16 protein-coding genes and 1 tRNA gene are annotated in these 17148 nt (G+C 33.3%); 12 read left to right on the plus strand and 5 right to left on the minus strand.

What is annotated here, in order from left to right; translation table 11 throughout:
• Positions 1-71: 71 nt before the first annotated feature.
• Both HM984_RS06040 and HM984_RS06045 read left to right on the plus strand, forming a co-directional pair.
• Positions 72-323: an acyl carrier protein gene (locus HM984_RS06040; protein WP_115808346.1), complete on the plus strand. Its 252-nt coding sequence runs from the start codon at positions 72-74 to the stop codon at positions 321-323.
• Positions 323-883, plus strand: coding sequence for a 4'-phosphopantetheinyl transferase family protein (locus tag HM984_RS06045; protein WP_115808345.1), 561 nt, complete (start codon positions 323-325; stop codon positions 881-883). Before HM984_RS06040 ends, HM984_RS06045 begins: the two co-directional genes overlap by 1 nt.
• A 112-nt stretch (positions 884-995) precedes the next feature.
• Here HM984_RS06045 and HM984_RS06050 read toward each other — a convergent pair whose 3' ends face one another.
• Positions 996-1604 carry a superoxide dismutase gene (locus HM984_RS06050; RefSeq protein WP_115808344.1) on the minus strand — a complete coding sequence of 203 codons (609 nt, stop codon included), beginning with the start codon at positions 1602-1604 and terminating at the stop codon, positions 996-998.
• A 114-nt stretch (positions 1605-1718) separates the two neighbouring features.
• Here HM984_RS06050 and HM984_RS06055 point away from each other — a divergent pair, with 114 nt between their 5' ends.
• The 5 genes from HM984_RS06055 to HM984_RS06075 all read left to right on the plus strand — a co-directional run bounded on the left by HM984_RS06055 (position 1719) and on the right by HM984_RS06075 (position 11278).
• Positions 1719-4850 carry a UvrD-helicase domain-containing protein gene (locus HM984_RS06055; protein ID WP_179348515.1) on the plus strand — a complete coding sequence of 1044 codons (3132 nt, stop codon included), beginning with the start codon at positions 1719-1721 and terminating at the stop codon, positions 4848-4850.
• Between the two features lie 41 nt (positions 4851-4891).
• Complete coding sequence (kbl, locus tag HM984_RS06060) at positions 4892-6085, plus strand: glycine C-acetyltransferase (protein WP_179348516.1); 1194 nt, start codon at positions 4892-4894, stop codon at positions 6083-6085.
• 135 nt (positions 6086-6220) lie between these two features.
• A complete protein-coding gene (locus tag HM984_RS06065) occupies positions 6221-7618 on the plus strand; it encodes an OmpA family protein (protein WP_179348517.1) in 1398 nt (465 codons plus the stop codon).
• A gap of 61 nt (positions 7619-7679) precedes the next feature.
• Complete coding sequence (locus tag HM984_RS06070; RefSeq protein WP_179348518.1) at positions 7680-10439, plus strand: PD-(D/E)XK nuclease family protein; 2760 nt, start codon at positions 7680-7682, stop codon at positions 10437-10439.
• Positions 10439-11278 (plus strand): alpha/beta hydrolase family protein, encoded by an 840-nt coding sequence (locus tag HM984_RS06075; RefSeq protein ID WP_179348519.1) that lies wholly within the window; start codon positions 10439-10441, stop codon positions 11276-11278. The genes HM984_RS06070 and HM984_RS06075 overlap by 1 nt, the downstream gene beginning before the upstream one ends.
• A 28-nt stretch (positions 11279-11306) precedes the next feature.
• Here the strand turns inward: HM984_RS06075 and HM984_RS06080 are convergent.
• Positions 11307-11380: transfer RNA gene (locus tag HM984_RS06080), tRNA-Ala, on the minus strand.
• Between the two features lie 41 nt (positions 11381-11421).
• Here HM984_RS06080 and HM984_RS06085 point away from each other — a divergent pair.
• The 3 genes from HM984_RS06085 to HM984_RS06095 are packed head-to-tail and all read left to right on the plus strand — an operon-like array spanning position 11422 to position 13457.
• Entirely contained in the window at positions 11422-11922 is a 501-nt protein-coding gene (locus HM984_RS06085; protein WP_179348520.1) for a GNAT family N-acetyltransferase, read from the plus strand.
• Positions 11919-13253: an MATE family efflux transporter gene (locus tag HM984_RS06090; RefSeq protein ID WP_179348521.1), complete on the plus strand. Its 1335-nt coding sequence runs from the start codon at positions 11919-11921 to the stop codon at positions 13251-13253. The genes HM984_RS06085 and HM984_RS06090 overlap by 4 nt, the downstream gene beginning before the upstream one ends.
• A gap of 27 nt (positions 13254-13280) precedes the next feature.
• Complete coding sequence (locus HM984_RS06095) at positions 13281-13457, plus strand: hypothetical protein (RefSeq protein ID WP_179348522.1); 177 nt, start codon at positions 13281-13283, stop codon at positions 13455-13457.
• 106 nt (positions 13458-13563) lie between these two features.
• On the opposite strand, the gene HM984_RS06100 is transcribed toward HM984_RS06095, so the two are convergent.
• Positions 13564-14193, minus strand: coding sequence for a 2OG-Fe(II) oxygenase (locus HM984_RS06100; RefSeq protein ID WP_179348523.1), 630 nt, complete (start codon positions 14191-14193; stop codon positions 13564-13566).
• Between the two features lie 114 nt (positions 14194-14307).
• On the opposite strand from HM984_RS06100, the gene HM984_RS06105 reads away from it, so the two are divergent.
• Positions 14308-14760 (plus strand): 6-pyruvoyl trahydropterin synthase family protein, encoded by a 453-nt coding sequence (locus HM984_RS06105; protein WP_115808335.1) that lies wholly within the window; start codon positions 14308-14310, stop codon positions 14758-14760.
• A gap of 10 nt (positions 14761-14770) precedes the next feature.
• Entirely contained in the window at positions 14771-15547 is a 777-nt protein-coding gene (locus tag HM984_RS06110) for a UDP-2,3-diacylglucosamine diphosphatase (protein WP_179348605.1), read from the plus strand.
• Here HM984_RS06110 and nrtS read toward each other — a convergent pair.
• Together nrtS and HM984_RS06120 are read right to left on the minus strand one after the other, a co-directional pair.
• The gene (gene nrtS / locus HM984_RS06115) at positions 15544-15768 is read right to left on the minus strand and encodes a nitrate/nitrite transporter NrtS (RefSeq protein ID WP_115808334.1); all 225 of its coding nucleotides are present in this window, start codon (positions 15766-15768) and stop codon (positions 15544-15546) included. The two genes, HM984_RS06110 and nrtS, sit on opposite strands and share 4 nt — an antisense overlap.
• Positions 15769-15834: 66 nt before the next feature.
• A complete protein-coding gene (locus tag HM984_RS06120) occupies positions 15835-17106 on the minus strand; it encodes an MFS transporter (protein WP_179348524.1) in 1272 nt (423 codons plus the stop codon).
• Positions 17107-17148: the final 42 nt, after the last annotated feature.

Raw genomic sequence — 17148 nt, forward strand, 5'->3', positions numbered from 1 at the left:
ACTTTACGTAACTTTATATATTCAAACTAAAATTAAACTAGACAAGAATCCCGTGTTCAACAGAAATAATTATGACTAACGACGAACTTATTACAAAACTAAAAACCATTATTGAACCTTATATTCAAGATGAGGTAGCTTTTAAAACGCTTTCTGAAGACACAGACTTTATTAATGATCTAAAGGTTAATTCAGCAAATCTTGTGGATATCATTTTAGATATTGAAGATGAATTTAATATTAGATTAGAAAATGAGGACATGGAAAAAATGTTAGATGTTAAAGCTGCTATGCTAATTATAAACACAAAATTAAAGGCCTAATGGTTGGCAATGATATCGTGGATTTAGAGGAAGCGAAATTTACTTCTCATTGGCAACGACCGCGTTATTTAGAAAAAATTTTTACAGAGACAGAACAGCAATTAATTAAGAACTGTACGAATCCATTTCATGTGGTTTGGAGATTATGGAGCATGAAAGAAGCTGCATATAAATTATATGTGCAAGTAAACCCAAGCCAATTTTATAGTCCGAAAAGTTTTGAGTGTAAATTTGAATTTGAAAACGGTAATGTAAAGTATAAAAATTTCGAATGTCAAATTAAGACTAGCATCACTTCAAAATACATTTTATCTGAAGCCAGACTTCTTGATGACCGCATGACTTCCGAAGTCATAGAATTTAAAGATAAAACCTACAAAAATCAGAGTGCTGTTTTAAGAAATGCACTATTAATTACGCTTTCAGAATTATATCAGCTTTCAAAAGAGGATTTAAAATTTCAAAAATCAGAATTTAATATCCCTACAGTACTGTGTAATTCCGTAAATATACATGTGAGTTTAACGCATCATGGCCATTTTGGCGCTTATGCAATTTAGTAGGTTTTGAAATTTTGACGATAACCTAAAGCAAGAATTGGGTTATTGAAACAAAAAATCCGAATCTTTTTTTAAGACTCGGATTCTTTAATAGATATAATCTAAGTTTTGCTTACTTAGATTCAGCATAACGCTTTTCTACTTCATTCCAGTTAATCACATTAAAAAATGCGTCAATATAATCTGGTCTTCTGTTTTGGTAGTTTAAGTAGTATGCATGTTCCCAAACATCTAATCCTAAAATTGGTGTACCTTCACATTTAACACCTGGCATTAATGGGTTATCTTGGTTTGGTGTAGAACACACTTCAACTTTTCCTCCTTCATGTACACATAACCATGCCCAACCAGAACCAAATTGTGTTGCAGCTGCTTTAGAAAATGCATCTTTAAAGGCCTCAAAAGAACCAAATTTTGCTTCAATAGCATCTTTTAACTCACCAGATAAGCGGCCTTTTCCTTCAGGATTCATAACATCCCAAAACAAAGAATGGTTGTAAAATCCACCACCATTATTTCTAACGGCTTTGTTATCCATATCTAGGTTAATAAGAATGTTTTCTATAGTTTTTCCTTCTAAATCAGTTCCTTCAATAGCAGCATTTAATTTAGATGTGTAGCCTTGATGATGTTTAGTATGATGAATCTCCATTGTGCGAGCATCAATATTTGGTTCTAAAGCATCATAAGCATATTTTAATTTCGGTAATTCGAAAGCCATAATCTTAATGTTTTAATTGGTTTATAAATTCTCTCAACCCAAATTTACAATTTTGTCACTGATTTTCTCTTAATAAACTATTAAGATTCCCTATTTTGGTATAAAAATTATCTCTTGCAAAATTCAGCCTTCAAAATATATAACGCTTCTGCAGGCAGTGGAAAAACATTTACATTAGCCAAAGCCTATTTAAAAATACTGATTCAGTCTACAAGTCTCGATCAGTTTAAATCTATTTTAGCCATAACATTTACCAATAAAGCCGTTGGTGAAATGAAAGAGCGTATTGTAGATATGCTAAAATCATTTTCTTCGGAAAACAGCTTAGTAAATCCCCACCCCATGTTTGTGGCTATCTGCGAGGAACTAAAAATAGCACCAGAAACGCTTCAAACAAAATCGAATCGCATCTTAAAACATATAATTCATAATTATGGTGCTTTTGATATTTCTACCATCGATGGCTTTACGCATCGAGTGATTAGAACTTTTGCGCACGATTTAAAACTGCCTATAAATTTTGAAGTGGAGCTCGACCAAGAAAGACTTCTCAATGAAGCGGTGGATAGCCTTATCGCTAAAGCGGGAAGTGATAAAACTTTAACGAAAGTCTTAGTGGATTTTGCGATTGAAAAAGCCGATGATGATAAAAGTTGGGATATTAGTTATGACTTTAATAAAATTTCAAAATTACTAGTAAATGAGAATGACGTGTTTGCCATTCAAACCTTAAAGAAGAAGACACTTGAAGATTTTAAAAACTTAAAGCAACAATTATCTCAGGAAATTCAACAGCAAGAAGAAACCATTATAAATACCGCTGTAACAGCGTTAACCTTAATTGAGGAATCGGGATTACAATTTAATGATTTTAATAGAAGTTCATTGCCCAAGCATTTTGAAAATTTAAAAAACAAACGCTTCAGTATTAACTTTGAATCGGCATGGCAAAACGACTTAATTGAGGGTAATACCCTGTATCCAAAACGTGTTTCGGAAACGGTTGCTTCAACCATAGAAAGTATTCAATCTCACTTATCAGCGGCTTTCGTTGCTACTAAAAAAGCAATTTTCGAGTTAAAACTTAAAAAAGGATTTTATAGAAATATCACTCCGCTGTCCGTATTAAACGCTATAAAAAATGAGTTAGATGCCTTAAAGGCTGATCAAAACAAAATGTTGATTTCAGAATTTAATACTATTATAAGTAAAGAAATTAAAAATCAACCTACACCATTTATATATGAACGTTTAGGTGAAAAATTTAAGCATTATTTTATAGATGAGTTTCAGGATACCTCAAAAATGCAATGGGATAATTTAGTGCCTTTGTTAGAAAATGCACTATCAACCGCTAATGGTTCTGCGATGCTCGTTGGTGACGCTAAGCAAGCGATTTATAGATGGAGAGGTGGTGAAGCCGAACAGTTTATAAAACTGTATAATAAAATTGATAATCCATTTCAGCTTGAAGCCGAAGTTTTAGCTTTAGATACCAATTATAGAAGTGCAAAAGCGGTTATTGAATTTAATAATTCATTTTTTGAATTTCTTAGTGCGAGTACTTTTAGTGAAGTCGCTTATGCGGAACTTTATAAGTTAGCCAGTCAAAAAACTCATAATAAATCTGAAGGCTATGTGAATCTGAATTTCTTAAATGTTGAAAAAGAGGATGACATTCACGAAATGTACGCAAGTCAAGTTTTACAAACCATAAAACAATGTCAAGATAACAGCTTTCCGTTAGATGATATTTGTGTATTGGTGAGAAAACGAAAAGAAGGAGTTGCGATAGCTAATTATTTAAATGAAAATGGTATTAAAATCACTTCATCAGAAACCCTACTTTTAAAAAATTCTGATAAGGTTAATTTTATCAATTCATTTTTAAAGTTACTGACTCAACCCAATAACGACAGTCTTAAGGTGGAGGTGCTTTCCTATTTAGCGGAGCAACTTCAGATTAAAGATAAACATCAGTTTTTTATCACTTACCTCACGGATGACTTAAACGAGATGTTTGTGGGTTTAAAAGCGTTAGATTTATATATAGACATTAATCAATGTTTACAATTACCGCTTTATGAATTGGTAGAACATGTTGTACGATTATTCCATCTTAATGAAAGTTCAGACGCCTATCTTCAGTTTTATTTAGATGTTGTTTTAGAGTTTACTCAAAAACAAAATTCGGATGTCGCTGCATTTGTTAACTATTTTGAAAATAAAGCAGATAAATTAAGTGTTGTCACTCCAGAAAATATGAATGCGGTTCAGATTATGACCATTCATAAATCTAAAGGACTAGAGTTTCCTGTGGTCATATTTCCGTATGCGGATCTCGATATCTATAGAGAGATAGAACCCAAAGTTTGGTTTCCTGTACAGGCTGAAAATTATAGTGGGTTCAATACCTTGCTTCTTAATTATAATAAAGAGGTAGAGCATTTTGAAGAGACAGGATCACTTATTTATAACACACATCAATCGCAATTAGAATTAGATAATATCAATTTATTGTATGTTGTGTTGACTAGAGCTGTGGAGCAATTATATATTATTTCGAAAAAAGATATTACGACAAAAGGTGAGGTGAAAAAGAATACCTATGCTGGTATGTTTATTAATTTTTTACAACATCAAAATAAGTGGACCGACAATCAACTCAATTATAGTTTTGGAACTTTAAAACCGAACGACAATAGTTCCGAAAAGGAAATTACTGCTAATCCTTTAAAATTTATTTCTGTAGCCAAAGAGGCTCACAATTTAAATATTGTCACCAAATCAGGTTTACTTTGGGACACACAACAAGAAGCGGCTATAGAACGCGGAAATTTAGTACATTTAATATTATCTAAAATTATAACGGATGATGATGTTGATTTCGCTTTTAATGATTTATTGATTTCGGGAGATGTAACAACCGAAAACAAAGAAGAGTTAATGACTTTAGTTAGAAATGTTATAGAACATCCCATGTTAAAGACGTATTATCAAGATAATTTTAAGGTTTATAATGAACGCGATATTATTACGAGTACTGGTCAACTACTACGGCCAGACCGATTAAATATAAACGCTAACAACGAAGCTATAATTATTGATTATAAAACGGGTGATGCTAAAAGATTTCATGCAGCACAATTAAGTGATTACGAAGCTGTTTTGAACCAAATGAATTTAAAGGTAACGCATAAGTTGGTGGTTTATATAAATGATACAATTGAAGTTCTTGAAGTCTAATTTTTCATAGTATCTTTGTTTCATATTCAAAACCAAACGCAATGTACGGAGATATAAAAAATCATTTACAACAAGAAATAGAATCAATAAAAGACGCTGGTCTTTTTAAAGAAGAACGTATTATTACCTCTCCACAAGGAGCAGAAATAACGCTTACTACAGGACAGAAAGTTTTAAACTTTTGTGCGAATAATTATTTAGGCTTATCCTCACACCCAGATGTTGTACAAGCAGCTAAAGATACAATGGATACCCATGGTTTTGGTATGTCTTCAGTTCGATTTATATGTGGAACACAAGATATTCACAAAGAGTTAGAGCAAAAAATTGCGGACTTCTATGGTACAGAAGATACCATATTATATGCAGCTGCATTTGATGCTAATGGAGGTGTTTTTGAACCTTTATTAACAAAAGAAGATGCTATAATTTCAGATTCGTTAAATCATGCATCAATTATTGATGGAGTCAGATTATGTAAAGCGGCAAGATATCGTTACCAAAATAATGATATGGCAGATTTAGAAACACAGTTAATTGAAGCAAATGCTAATGGAGCGCGTTTCAAAATTATTGTAACCGATGGTGTGTTTTCTATGGATGGTTTAGTAGCACCTTTAGATAAAATCTGTGATTTAGCGGATAAGTATGATGCTATGGTGATGATTGACGAATGTCACGCTACAGGATTTATCGGTGAAACAGGAATAGGAACTCTTGAGGAAAAAGGAGTTTTAGGTAGAATCGATATCATTACCGGAACTTTAGGAAAAGCACTAGGTGGTGCAATGGGAGGTTACACTACAGCCAAAAAAGAGATTGTTGAGCTTTTACGTCAACGCTCTAGACCTTATTTGTTTTCAAACTCTTTGGCTCCTGCAATTGTTGGAGCTTCTATAAAGGTTTTTGACATGCTTAAAAACGATACAACATTAAGAGATAAAGTAGATTGGAATACCAAATATTTTAAGAAAGGAATGAAAGACGCAGGCTTCGATATTGTCGATGGAGATTCAGCTATAGTTCCGGTCATGTTATACGATGCCAAACTGTCTCAAACTATGGCTAATAAGCTACTTGAGGAGGGGATTTATGTTATAGGTTTCTTTTTTCCTGTAGTTCCAAAAGACAAGGCTAGAATTAGAGTGCAACTCTCTGCTGCTCACGACAAAAGCCAGCTGGATAAGGCCATAGAGGCCTTTGTAAAAGTAGGAAAAGAGCTAAATGTTATCTGAAACCATTATAATTTTAACCCAATCGCCTTATTTTAGGGCGGTTTTGCAATATTTTTATATATTTGTCTTTGTTAATACAGTTTAACAACTTATTTTTGCCAACAATTAACACTTAAAATTTAAATTAATTAGAATATGAAAAATCTTAGCAGATTATTTTTTGTCGCAGTGCTTATCGCAAGTTTTAGCACTTCTAATGCACAAGACAAGAACAATCCATGGGCCATTACATTTGGAGCCAACGCAGTTGACTTTTACCCAGTAGGAGAAGACGCACCACAAGGAGACTATTTTGACGAATACTTTAATGCATCTGATCACTGGAATTTCCTACCTTCACTTTCTACAGTATCTGTTTCTAGATACCTTAGTGATGGTTTTACTTTCACAGCAAAAGGATCTATAAACAGAATTGAAAAATTTGGTTCTAATTCTGATCCTATTACAGGTGAAGAATCAACTAATGACGTTGATGATTTAACATATTATGGTGTTGATGGTAGAGTTTCTTATAGCTTTATGGATATTATTAACTCTAACACAATTGACCCTTACTTAGGTGTTGGTGGTGGTTACACTTGGGTTGATGAAATTGGAGCTGGAACTTTAAACGGAACTTTAGGAATCAAGTTTTGGTTATCTGAAAGTCTTGGTATAGATGTTCAGTCTACTTACAAGCATTCTTTCGAAGATTATTTACCAACACATTTCCAACATTCAGTTGGTCTTACGTTTAAGTTTGGTGGTACTGATACAGATGGTGATGGTATATATGATCAAGATGATGCTTGTCCTGAAGAAGCTGGTTTAGAGATCTTCAATGGTTGTCCAGATTCTGATAACGATGGTATTCAAGATTCAAAAGACGATTGTCCTAATGTTGCAGGTTTAGCTGAATTTAATGGTTGTCCTGATTCTGATGGTGATGGTGTAATGGATAAAGATGATAAGTGTCCAGATGTTGCTGGTTTAAAAACTTTAGGTGGTTGTCCAGATGCTGATGGTGACGGTGTTGCTGATGCTGATGATAATTGTCCAAACGAAGCAGGTCCTGCTGCAAACAGTGGATGTCCTTGGCCAGATACTGATGGTGACGGTGTATTAGATAAAGATGATAAGTGTCCTAACGAAGCTGGAACTGTTGCAAACAATGGTTGTCCAGAAGTTAAGCCAACTGCTCCAGTAATGGAAACTTTAAATGAATACGCAAGATCTATTTTATTTAATTCAGGTAAGGCAACTTTCCAGAAGCAAACTGATCAAGTATTACAGTCAATGGTAGCTATCTTTAAAGAATACCCACAAGCTAACTTCTCTTTAGAAGGTCATACTGATTCTGATGGTTCTAAATCAATGAACCAAGCTTTATCTGAAAGAAGAGCAAGTGCAGTTAGAGATTACTTAATTGCTAATGGTATTAGTGCTGATAGATTAACTGCTGCTGGTTTCGGTGAGTCTAATCCTATCGCTAGTAACAGTACAAGTGCTGGTAAAAAAGAAAACAGACGTGTAGAGGTGAAGTTGAAAAACTAATCACATCTAAAATATATTAAAAAAACGCCCCGATATTCGGGGCGTTTTCTATTTTTATAGAATGATAAGTTTTATAAAATCGGTTCTCGTAGATCTTCAAAAGAAACACCTAAAATTAGAAGATTTATATTTTATTCTGCCAAGTAAACGTGCTGGTGTTTTTCTGAAGCACCACCTTTCTACATTAATAGATCAGCCTATATTTGCTCCTCAAATACTCAGTAGTGAAGAATTTGTAGAAGAGTTATCTGGTTTACAAAACCTGCCGAATACAGATTTACTATTTAGACTTTACGAAACGTATAAAGCGTTAACTAATGAAGAGGAACAAGAGTCTTTTGAGTCTTTTTCTAAATGGGCTCAAATCTTATTACAAGACTTCAACGAGATTGATCGTTATCTTATACCTCAAGAACACATTTTTGATTACTTAAACGCTATCAAAGAGCTTCATCATTGGTCTTTAGATCCTGATCAAACCGATCTGGTTAAAAATCATTTAAAGTTTTGGAAACAGCTTAAAAATTATTACACGGCCTTTACGGATAATCTATTGCAATCAAAACAAGGGTATCAAGGTTTAATTTATCGGGAAGCTGTAGATAATTTAGAATCTTACATGGACAATTGCAAAGGAAAAATCCATGTGTTTTTAGGTTTTAATGCTTTAAATACCGCTGAGTCTCAAATTATTCAGGGTTTACTGAAAAACGACTTGGCTCATATTTATTGGGATATTGATAAAGCATTTATTGATGATGCAATACATGATGCTGGTTTATTTACGAGACAGCATAGAAAGCAATGGAATTACTTTGAAACGCAACCTTTTAATTGGGTCAGTAATCATTATAACGAGCCAAAGAATATCCAAGCGATTGGGATTCCTAAATTGGTTGGCCAAGCTAAATATATTGGTCAGCTGTTAGAGGAATTAACAGAAAAGGAGACTAATTTATCCAATATTGCTGTCGTTTTAGGTGAAGAACAACTATTACTTCCGGTATTAAATTCAATACCTAAGAATATAACTAAACTCAATGTTACCATGGGTTTGCCATTACAATTTGTGCCTTTGGCGTCGTTTTTTGAGCAATTATTTACCGTTCATAAACACAATCCGAAACAATTTTATTATAAAGATGTTATTGGCTTACTGTCGCATCCTTCCGTTTATCCATTGTTTGAAACTACACCCATAAACGCTTCAAGTGCTATAGTAGCAAATATTCAAAAAAATAACACGGTTTATATTACTGTGCACGAGCTTAAGGAACTTACAAGTTCGCATAAAGAACTTATAGAATTACTCTTTCAATCATGGAACGATAATCCGGAAACAGCTTTAAAATATTGTTCTCAATTGATTTTAAAAATGAAAGCCAATTTCGATAGCGAGAAACAAAATCACAGTTTAGAATTAGAATATTTATATCGCTTTAATACCTTATTTAATCAACTGTCCGAGTTAGATACGACCTACAAGCACCTTAAATCAATTGTAGCACTACAATCTATTTACAAAGAACTGCTAAGCTCAGAAACTTTAGATTTTAAAGGAGAACCATTAGAAGGACTTCAAATTATGGGGATGTTAGAATCTCGTGTTTTAGATTTTGAAACAGTGATTATAAGTTCTGTAAATGAAGGTATTCTTCCTTCCGGAAAAACAAATAATTCCTTTATCCCTTTCGATGTAAAAATTGAAAATAAACTACCAACCTTTAAAGAAAAGGATGCGGTTTACACCTATCACTTTTACCGACTTTTACAACGTGCTAAAAACGTATACATTTTATACAACACAGAAATTGATGCTTTAAAAGGCGGTGAAAAAAGTAGATTTTTAACACAGTTAGAAGTGGAAGGCATTCATGATATAAAGAACACAATTATATCACCAGATGTTCCGATTATAGAACAGAAATTAATCGAAATAATAAAAACGCCTTCAGTAATTGAACAAATAAAAGTATTATCTGGTAAAGGCTACTCCCCGTCGTCATTAACAAGCTATATTAGAAATCCTATGGATTTTTATTACGATAAAATTTTAGGAATTAAAGAATTTGATGAGGTTGAGGAAAACATCGCAGCGAATACTTTAGGCTCTGTTATTCATAATTCCTTAGAGGATTTTTACAAGCCACTAGAAGGCTCTATTTTAACTGTAGAACATCTTAAAGATTTCAAAAGTCGCACTAAACAAATGGTCACCAAGCATTTTGAAGAACTCTACAACAAAGGTGGTTTTTCTCAAGGTAAAAATCTTATCATTTTTGAAATTGCCCAACGTTACATTTCAAATTTCTTAAACTTAGAACTAGAGAGTATTAAACAAGGCAATGAGATTAAAATTCTTTCTATTGAAGCTGATGAAGCTATCAATATTAAAATTGAAGGTTTAGATTTTCCTATTAAGTTAAAAGGGAAAGTGGATAGAATTGATAGCTTTAATGGCATGACTAGAGTTGTAGATTATAAATCTGGTAAGGTGGAACAAAATAAAGTTGAAATTGTTAATTGGGAAGACTTGACTTCAGATTACGATAAGTATAGTAAATCGTTTCAAATTTTGTGTTATGCCTATATGATGCGACAACAAAACTTGATACAATTACCTATTGAAGCTGGAATTATTTCGTTTAAAAACTTAAGTGAAGGCTTATTGAAGTTCGGTAAAAAAGCGTCGTCTCATGCCAGATCAAAAGACCAATTAATTACGAATGAAACCTTAGATAATTTTGAAATAGAACTCAAAAAACTGATTTTAGAAATCTGTAATCCAAAGCTTAATTTTACTGAAAAGGAACTCGACTAATGATAATTGATAAAAACATAATTTTAGAAAGAGACGGTAAAAAACCGATCTTAATTGATGCCTTTTATTCTGAAGATAAAACAAATCAACCTATCATCATATTCTGCCATGGTTATAAAGGGTTTAAAGATTGGGGAGCATGGAACCTAATGGCAGAAGCTTTTGCTAAAGCCGGATTTTGCTTTATTAAATTCAACTTTTCTCATAATGGAGGTACTATGGAAAATCCTATTGATTTTCCTGATTTGGAAGCTTTTGGAAATAACAATTACACTAAAGAATTAGATGATTTAGAGGCTGTTATGACTTGGTCTCAAAATCGTTTCGAATCTAATTTAAAGATAAACACTAATGCTATTTGTCTAATAGGGCACAGTCGTGGTGGAGGTATTGCGATATTAAAAGCTTCGGAAGATCAACGAGTCACCAAGCTTATTACATTAGCAAGTGTTAGTAATTTTGAAAATAGATTTGGTACAGAAGAAGTGATTCAAAAATGGAAAGAAGATGGTGTTAAGTATGTTGTAAACGGTAGAACGAAACAGCAAATGCCTCATTATTATCAATTTTTTGAAGATTTTAAAGCGCATGAAAAAAGCCTGAATATTGAATCTGCCACCAAACAAATAGACATTCCAATTCTCATTATTCATGGTGATAACGATACAGCTGTAAATATAAATGAAGCCTACAGTATTTACGAATGGAGCAGAAATAGCAAGTTAGAAATTATTACAGGAGCGGATCATGTGTTTAATACCAAACATCCTTGGAACGAAAATAATCCTTCAGGCGAGTTAAACACAGTAATAAACAGTATTATTGACTTTGTGAAATAAAAAAAGCATGCCTAACGCATGCTTTCTGTGGAGAAGATCGGGCTCGAACCGACGACCTCTTGACTGCCAGTCAAGCACTCTAGCCAACTGAGCTACATCCCCAAATAATTATTAATAATAGATTAGTAAAAGTAAACAATAAAATGATTCGTTTAGCAGAAGAAAAAGATATTCAAACAATTTTAGAAATCACAAAATCTTGTGCTAAATCCATGATTTCTAACGGTGTTTTTCAATGGAACGACGAATATCCAAATTTGTCTGCTTTTCAAAATGATATAAAGCGTAACGAGCTTTATGTTTTAGAGTTAGATAAGGTTGTTAAAGGTTGCATTGTAATTTCTACACTTATGGATTCGGAATATATACCTATTGAGTGGTTGACTAAAAATGAAAACAATATTTATATTCATCGATTGGCAGTTCATCCAGAACTTCAAGGCAAGGGTTATGCGCAGCAACTGATGTCGTTTGCAGAGCAATTTGCTATTGACAACCGCTATAGCTCTATTCGATTAGATACCTTTTCGCAGAACAAAAGAAACCAAAAGTTTTACGAACTTCGCGGTTATAAACGATTAGGAGATATTTACTTTCCAAAGCAAAGTGAATTTCCTTTTCATTGTTACGAACTAGTATTGTGAGCACATCTATAACTTTAAAACAAATTAACAAATTGGCGATTCCTGCTTTAATTGCGGGAGTGTCTGAGCCTATTTTATCTTTAACTGATGCAGCCATTATTGGTAATATGGAACAGAATGCTACAACATCTTTGGCAGCAGTTGGTATTGTAACGACATTTTTATCCATGTTAATTTGGGTCTTAGGCCAAACTCGAAGTGCTATTTCTTCAATTATTTCACAATACTTAGGTGCCGGAAATGTGGAAGCCGTGAAGAATTTACCTGCTCAAGCTATCTTTGTAATTACAACACTCAGTCTTTTAATTATAGCCATTACATACCCATTGGCTTCTCATATTTTTAAACTTTACAATGCCTCGGGCGACATTCTAAATTATAGTGTAGACTATTATCAAATTCGGGTTTTTGGATTTCCCTTTACCTTGTTTACCATCGCTGTTTTTGGAACTTTTAGAGGGCTTCAAAACACCTATTTCCCAATGTTAATTGCTATTTCTGGTGCATTGGCGAATATTATTTTAGATTTTGCTTTTGTTTATGGTATTGAAGGGGTTATACCTGCCATGCATATCAAAGGTGCGGCTTATGCTAGTGTTCTTGCTCAATTGATTATGGCGTTACTTTCAGCATATTATTTACTCAAAAAAACAGATATTCCTTTAATCGCAAAGTTGCCTTTTAATCCTGAAATGAAACGTTTTACGCTAATGATTCTTAATTTATTCATTAGAACTATCGCGCTAAATATTGCCTTGTATTTTGGAACGAGTTTCGCTACAAAATATGGTGAGAGTTATATCGCAGCCTATACTATTGCTATAAATCTTTGGTTTTTAGGAGCTTTTCTTATTGATGGTTATGCAAGTGCTGGTAATATTTTATCAGGAAAATTGTTGGGTGCAAAAGATTATAAAAGCCTTTTAGAATTAAGTAATAAACTGATTAAATATGGCATTGTAGTTGGACTTTTTATTGGCATCATTGGTGCTGTATTCTATTATCCTTTAGGCAATCTATTTAGCAATGACGAAGCAGTATTGACTGAATTCTACAACGTGTTTTGGATTGTTTTGGCCATGCAACCTCTATGTGCCTTAGCCTTTATTTTCGATGGTGTTTTTAAAGGACTTGGTAAAATGAAATACCTCAGAAATGTGTTGGTTTTTTCTACGCTGGTTGTTTTTGTACCTATTATTTTTTGGACGGATGCTTTAGACTATAAACTTTACGGCATTTTTATAGCATTTACATTTTGGATGATTGCTCGCGGTTTACCATTAATTATAAAATTTCGAAAAACATTTATAACGCTTGCCCAAAACAACTAAATTTGAATCATAAATTATTTTAAGTAAATGAACCTAATTATAGCAATTCTTCAAGAGGTTAATATTGACGAAAAACTAAAAGGTGCGCCAGATAGTGGTTATGGCGTCGGTGTTTTTATAGGCTCGCTCTTGCCTTTTTTAATTTTGGTCGGACTTGCTTATATAGTTTATAGGTATAACAAAAACAGATATAAAGACGAATAACATGGATATACTTGGTTTTTTTAGTGGAAATGGCCTATTCTTAATTTTAGGAATAGTGCTTATTATTGTCTATTTCTATAATAAAAAGAAAAGACGCTAAAAGTATTTAACGAGTTTTTAGCCAACCTGTAATACTCAATCTTTGTGTATTTACAGGTTTTACTTCGTGCTCTAATTCTTGGCTTTCAAAAATAACTACTTTGCCAGGAAATGGATAAATAATCTTGTCTTCACCGTCTAAATAAAGGACCAATTCACCACCGTTTTCAGGTTTCCAATCTTCACTATTTAAGTAACACACAAAAGATAATTTACGTCTATCATCATTCTGAAACGTGTCTAAATGACGTTTGTAATAGGTGTCCTTAGGGTAAATGGCATAATGGAATTCCTTCTGATTAATACCTAAAAAACAAGTGCGATTTAAGTAATCTTTTAAATCATTAATTTTATTGAAGAATAATTGTTCGGCAAAATTGATGACGTTTTCATCTATCCAAAGAATAATATCACCACGTACAGCTTTTTTAACGAGCTCGTTAGTTTTATTCCCAATAGCCGATTTTTTAAACGCATCTTCTTCATACTTTAGAAGCAACGAATGCCGTAAAGCAATTACTTCATCTTCTGAAAAAAAATCATCAACAATACTATATTTTTGCGATGAGATGTCTGAAATAACACGCTCATAAAGCGCATTTTCAACAAACGGAATAGCTTCAAAAAGACTGCTCACGTTAGGCTAAGCCAAGAATTAGTTTTCATAGTTTCTAAAAAAAGTAGTCAAATGTAGACTAAAAACCGATTCCTTTTACATTTATAATATCTTTGCACTATAATTTAGAATCGCATGAGCAAAATTCGCATTACAAAACAGTTTTCTTTTGAAACAGGTCACGCACTTTATGGTTACGATGGTAAGTGTAAAAATGTACATGGCCATAGTTACCGACTTTATGTAACTGTAATTGGAACTCCAATTTCGGATGCTTCTAACGTGAAATTCGGAATGGTGATCGATTTCGGTGATTTAAAGAAAATTGTAAAAGAGGATATTGTAGATGTTTTCGATCATGCTACGGTTTTTAATAAGAACACACCACACGTTGATTTAGCCAAAGAATTACAAGATAGAGATCACAACGTTTTATTAGTAGATTACCAGCCAACAAGTGAAATGATGGTCATTGATTTTGCGGAAAAAATAAAACAGCGTTTACCTGATAACATCAAATTACATTCATTAAGACTTTCTGAAACAGCGTCTTCTTTCGCAGAATGGTTTGCTAGTGATAATGAATAAATCCAATCACATACATATTGCCAACGGAAAAAAAATCTATTTTGCATCAGATAATCATTTAGGAGCACCTACAAGTGAAGCCTCTCGTCCTCGAGAAAAAAAATTCGTAGCTTGGTTAGATGAGATTAAGCATGATGCTGCTGCTATTTTTTTAATGGGAGATCTTTTCGATTTTTGGTTCGAGTATAAAACTGTTGTTCCAAAAGGCTTCACAAGAACTTTAGGTAAACTAGCAGAAATTAGTGATTCCGGAATTCCGATTCATTATTTTGTGGGTAACCACGATTTATGGATGAATGGCTATTTTGAAGAAGAATTAGGTATTCCTGTATATCATAAACCTGAAGAATTTACGTTTAGTTATGGCGCTTCGACTACGCTCAGCGACCAAACCATTTTTATTGGTCATGGTGATGGTTTAGGACCTGGAGATAAAGGCTATAAACGCATGAAAAAAGTGTTTACGAGTTCTTTCTTTCAATGGCTATTCAAATGGATGCATCCTGATATTGGAATTAGAATAGGACAGTATATGTCTGTAAAAAACAAAATGATTTCTGGCGATGATGATGCGAAGTTTTTAGGAGAAGATAATGAATGGTTAGCCGTGTATTGCAAACGTAAGCTTGAAGATAAACACCGAGACTATTTTGTGTTTGGTCATAGACATTTGCCTTTAGAAATTGACTTAAATGAAACGTCTAAGTACATTAATTTAGGGGACTGGATTCAGTATTATACCTATGGAGTTTTTGACGGTGAAAATTTTGAGCTGAAAACCTATTAATTTTGTCCTGTTTTTACTTTAACGGAAGCATAGGTCGATACAGAATATGGCACCACAAAGCATAAGCCAAGCTTTAGCCAATTAACCTTTTCAAAATTTAAATGATATAAAAGGTCTCCTTGGTTGATAATATTTAAAATACAGCCAACCACTATAGCGACTTTAATCGAAGAGATGACGATGTCTTTTTCTAAAGCTATTTTAAGCAGTTTTAGAATCATGCTAATTGAAATTTTTAAAGATATTAATGGCAAAAGTAACAAAAACGAAAAGGCTTAGTGGTCATTTTACACGTCCTCTTTTTCAAATTCTTCAATATCCACGGTAAGGTCTAATTCTCGTAGCGTTTTATTTTTAATTCCTATTCCCGCAACGGTTATTAGTGTCATAACTCCACCAAAAATAACGGCAACAGAAGGGCCTAAAATTTTAGCTGCTATACCGCTTTCAAAAGCACCAAGTTCGTTTGAAGAACCTACAAACATAGAATTAACAGATGCTACACGACCACGCATATGATCTGGAGTTTTTATTTGCAAAATGGTTTGTCTTATAACCATCGACACTCCATCTGTAACACCAGAAAAGAACAAGGCTAAAACACTCAGCCAAAACAATTCTGAAAACCCAAAAATGATAATGCATATGCCGAACCCAAAAATGGAAATCAGTAGTTTTTTACCTGCGTTCTTGTTAACAGGCAAATACGTGGTAATGAACATAGTTAGTATGCTTCCGATAGAAACAGAGGCATTTAATATGCCAAAACCTTTAGAGCCAACGTGTAAAATATCTTGAGCAAAAACAGATAATAAGGCTACAGCTCCTCCAAATAAAACCGCAATCATATCTAAAGATAAAGCACCTAAAATAGCTTTATTACTAAACACAAATCGCAGTCCAACTTTCAAGCTTTCTTTTACAGACTCTCCAATATTTGGGTTTAAAATCGGTTTCTTCTTAATAAAAAAGGTAACGCCTAATGCCAGTGTTACTAAAGCAAAAACGATACAAAGTGTGGTGTGTACACCAATCCAATCAATAGAAAAACCGGCGAATAAAGCTCCAGAAACTGTAGCGGCTTTCCAAGTGCTACTGCTCCAAGTTGCTGCATTCGGATAAATTTTCTTTGGAACAATTAAAGCAATTAATGAAAATATCGTGGGACCAAAAAACGACCGTAAGAAGCCACCAAAAAAGACTAAAATATAAATAAAAATTAAGATGGTTTGTGTTTCCCAATCTCCAACTATTCTGTCCCATGTTAAGAAAAACAGACCTAAACTAATTAAGGAAAATGCCGCAATACAAAGTGCAAAAAGATTGCGTTTCTCTTTTTGATCTACAATATGCCCAGCAAAAAGTGCCATTGTAAAAGCAGGAATTATTTCCATTAAACCAACTAAACCTAAATACAATGGATCTTTAGTTAAAGAATACACTTGCCATTCGATGACAATAAATTGCATAGACCAACCAAAAACCAAAGCAAACCGAACCAATAAAAAGATGTTGAATTCTTTGATTCTTAATGCTGCGTATGGATCGTTTTTCGCCAATTTGGTTTAAAGTTACTAGACCTAGCAGGTTTTAAAAACCTA

The organism is Winogradskyella pacifica (genome assembly GCF_013403915.1).
Lineage (GTDB): Bacteria > Bacteroidota > Bacteroidia > Flavobacteriales > Flavobacteriaceae > Winogradskyella > Winogradskyella pacifica.

Excerpts from the sequence above, each read along its gene's own strand:
- HM984_RS06075 (WP_179348519.1), top strand. The coding sequence starts at position 10,439 with ATGATAATTGATAAAAACATAATTTTAGAAAGAGACGGTAAAAAACCG.
- HM984_RS06065 (WP_179348517.1), top strand. The coding sequence starts at position 6,221 with ATGAAAAATCTTAGCAGATTATTTTTTGTCGCAGTGCTTATCGCAAGT.
- HM984_RS06070 (WP_179348518.1), top strand. The coding sequence starts at position 7,680 with ATGATAAGTTTTATAAAATCGGTTCTCGTAGATCTTCAAAAGAAACAC.
- kbl (WP_179348516.1), top strand. The coding sequence starts at position 4,892 with ATGTACGGAGATATAAAAAATCATTTACAACAAGAAATAGAATCAATA.
- nrtS (WP_115808334.1), bottom strand. The coding sequence starts at position 15,768 with ATGATTCTAAAACTGCTTAAAATAGCTTTAGAAAAAGACATCGTCATC.
- HM984_RS06050 (WP_115808344.1), bottom strand. The coding sequence starts at position 1,604 with ATGGCTTTCGAATTACCGAAATTAAAATATGCTTATGATGCTTTAGAA.
- HM984_RS06040 (WP_115808346.1), top strand. The coding sequence starts at position 72 with ATGACTAACGACGAACTTATTACAAAACTAAAAACCATTATTGAACCT.
- HM984_RS06045 (WP_115808345.1), top strand. The coding sequence starts at position 323 with ATGGTTGGCAATGATATCGTGGATTTAGAGGAAGCGAAATTTACTTCT.
- HM984_RS06105 (WP_115808335.1), top strand. The coding sequence starts at position 14,308 with ATGAGCAAAATTCGCATTACAAAACAGTTTTCTTTTGAAACAGGTCAC.
- HM984_RS06085 (WP_179348520.1), top strand. The coding sequence starts at position 11,422 with ATGATTCGTTTAGCAGAAGAAAAAGATATTCAAACAATTTTAGAAATC.
- HM984_RS06095 (WP_179348522.1), top strand. The coding sequence starts at position 13,281 with ATGAACCTAATTATAGCAATTCTTCAAGAGGTTAATATTGACGAAAAA.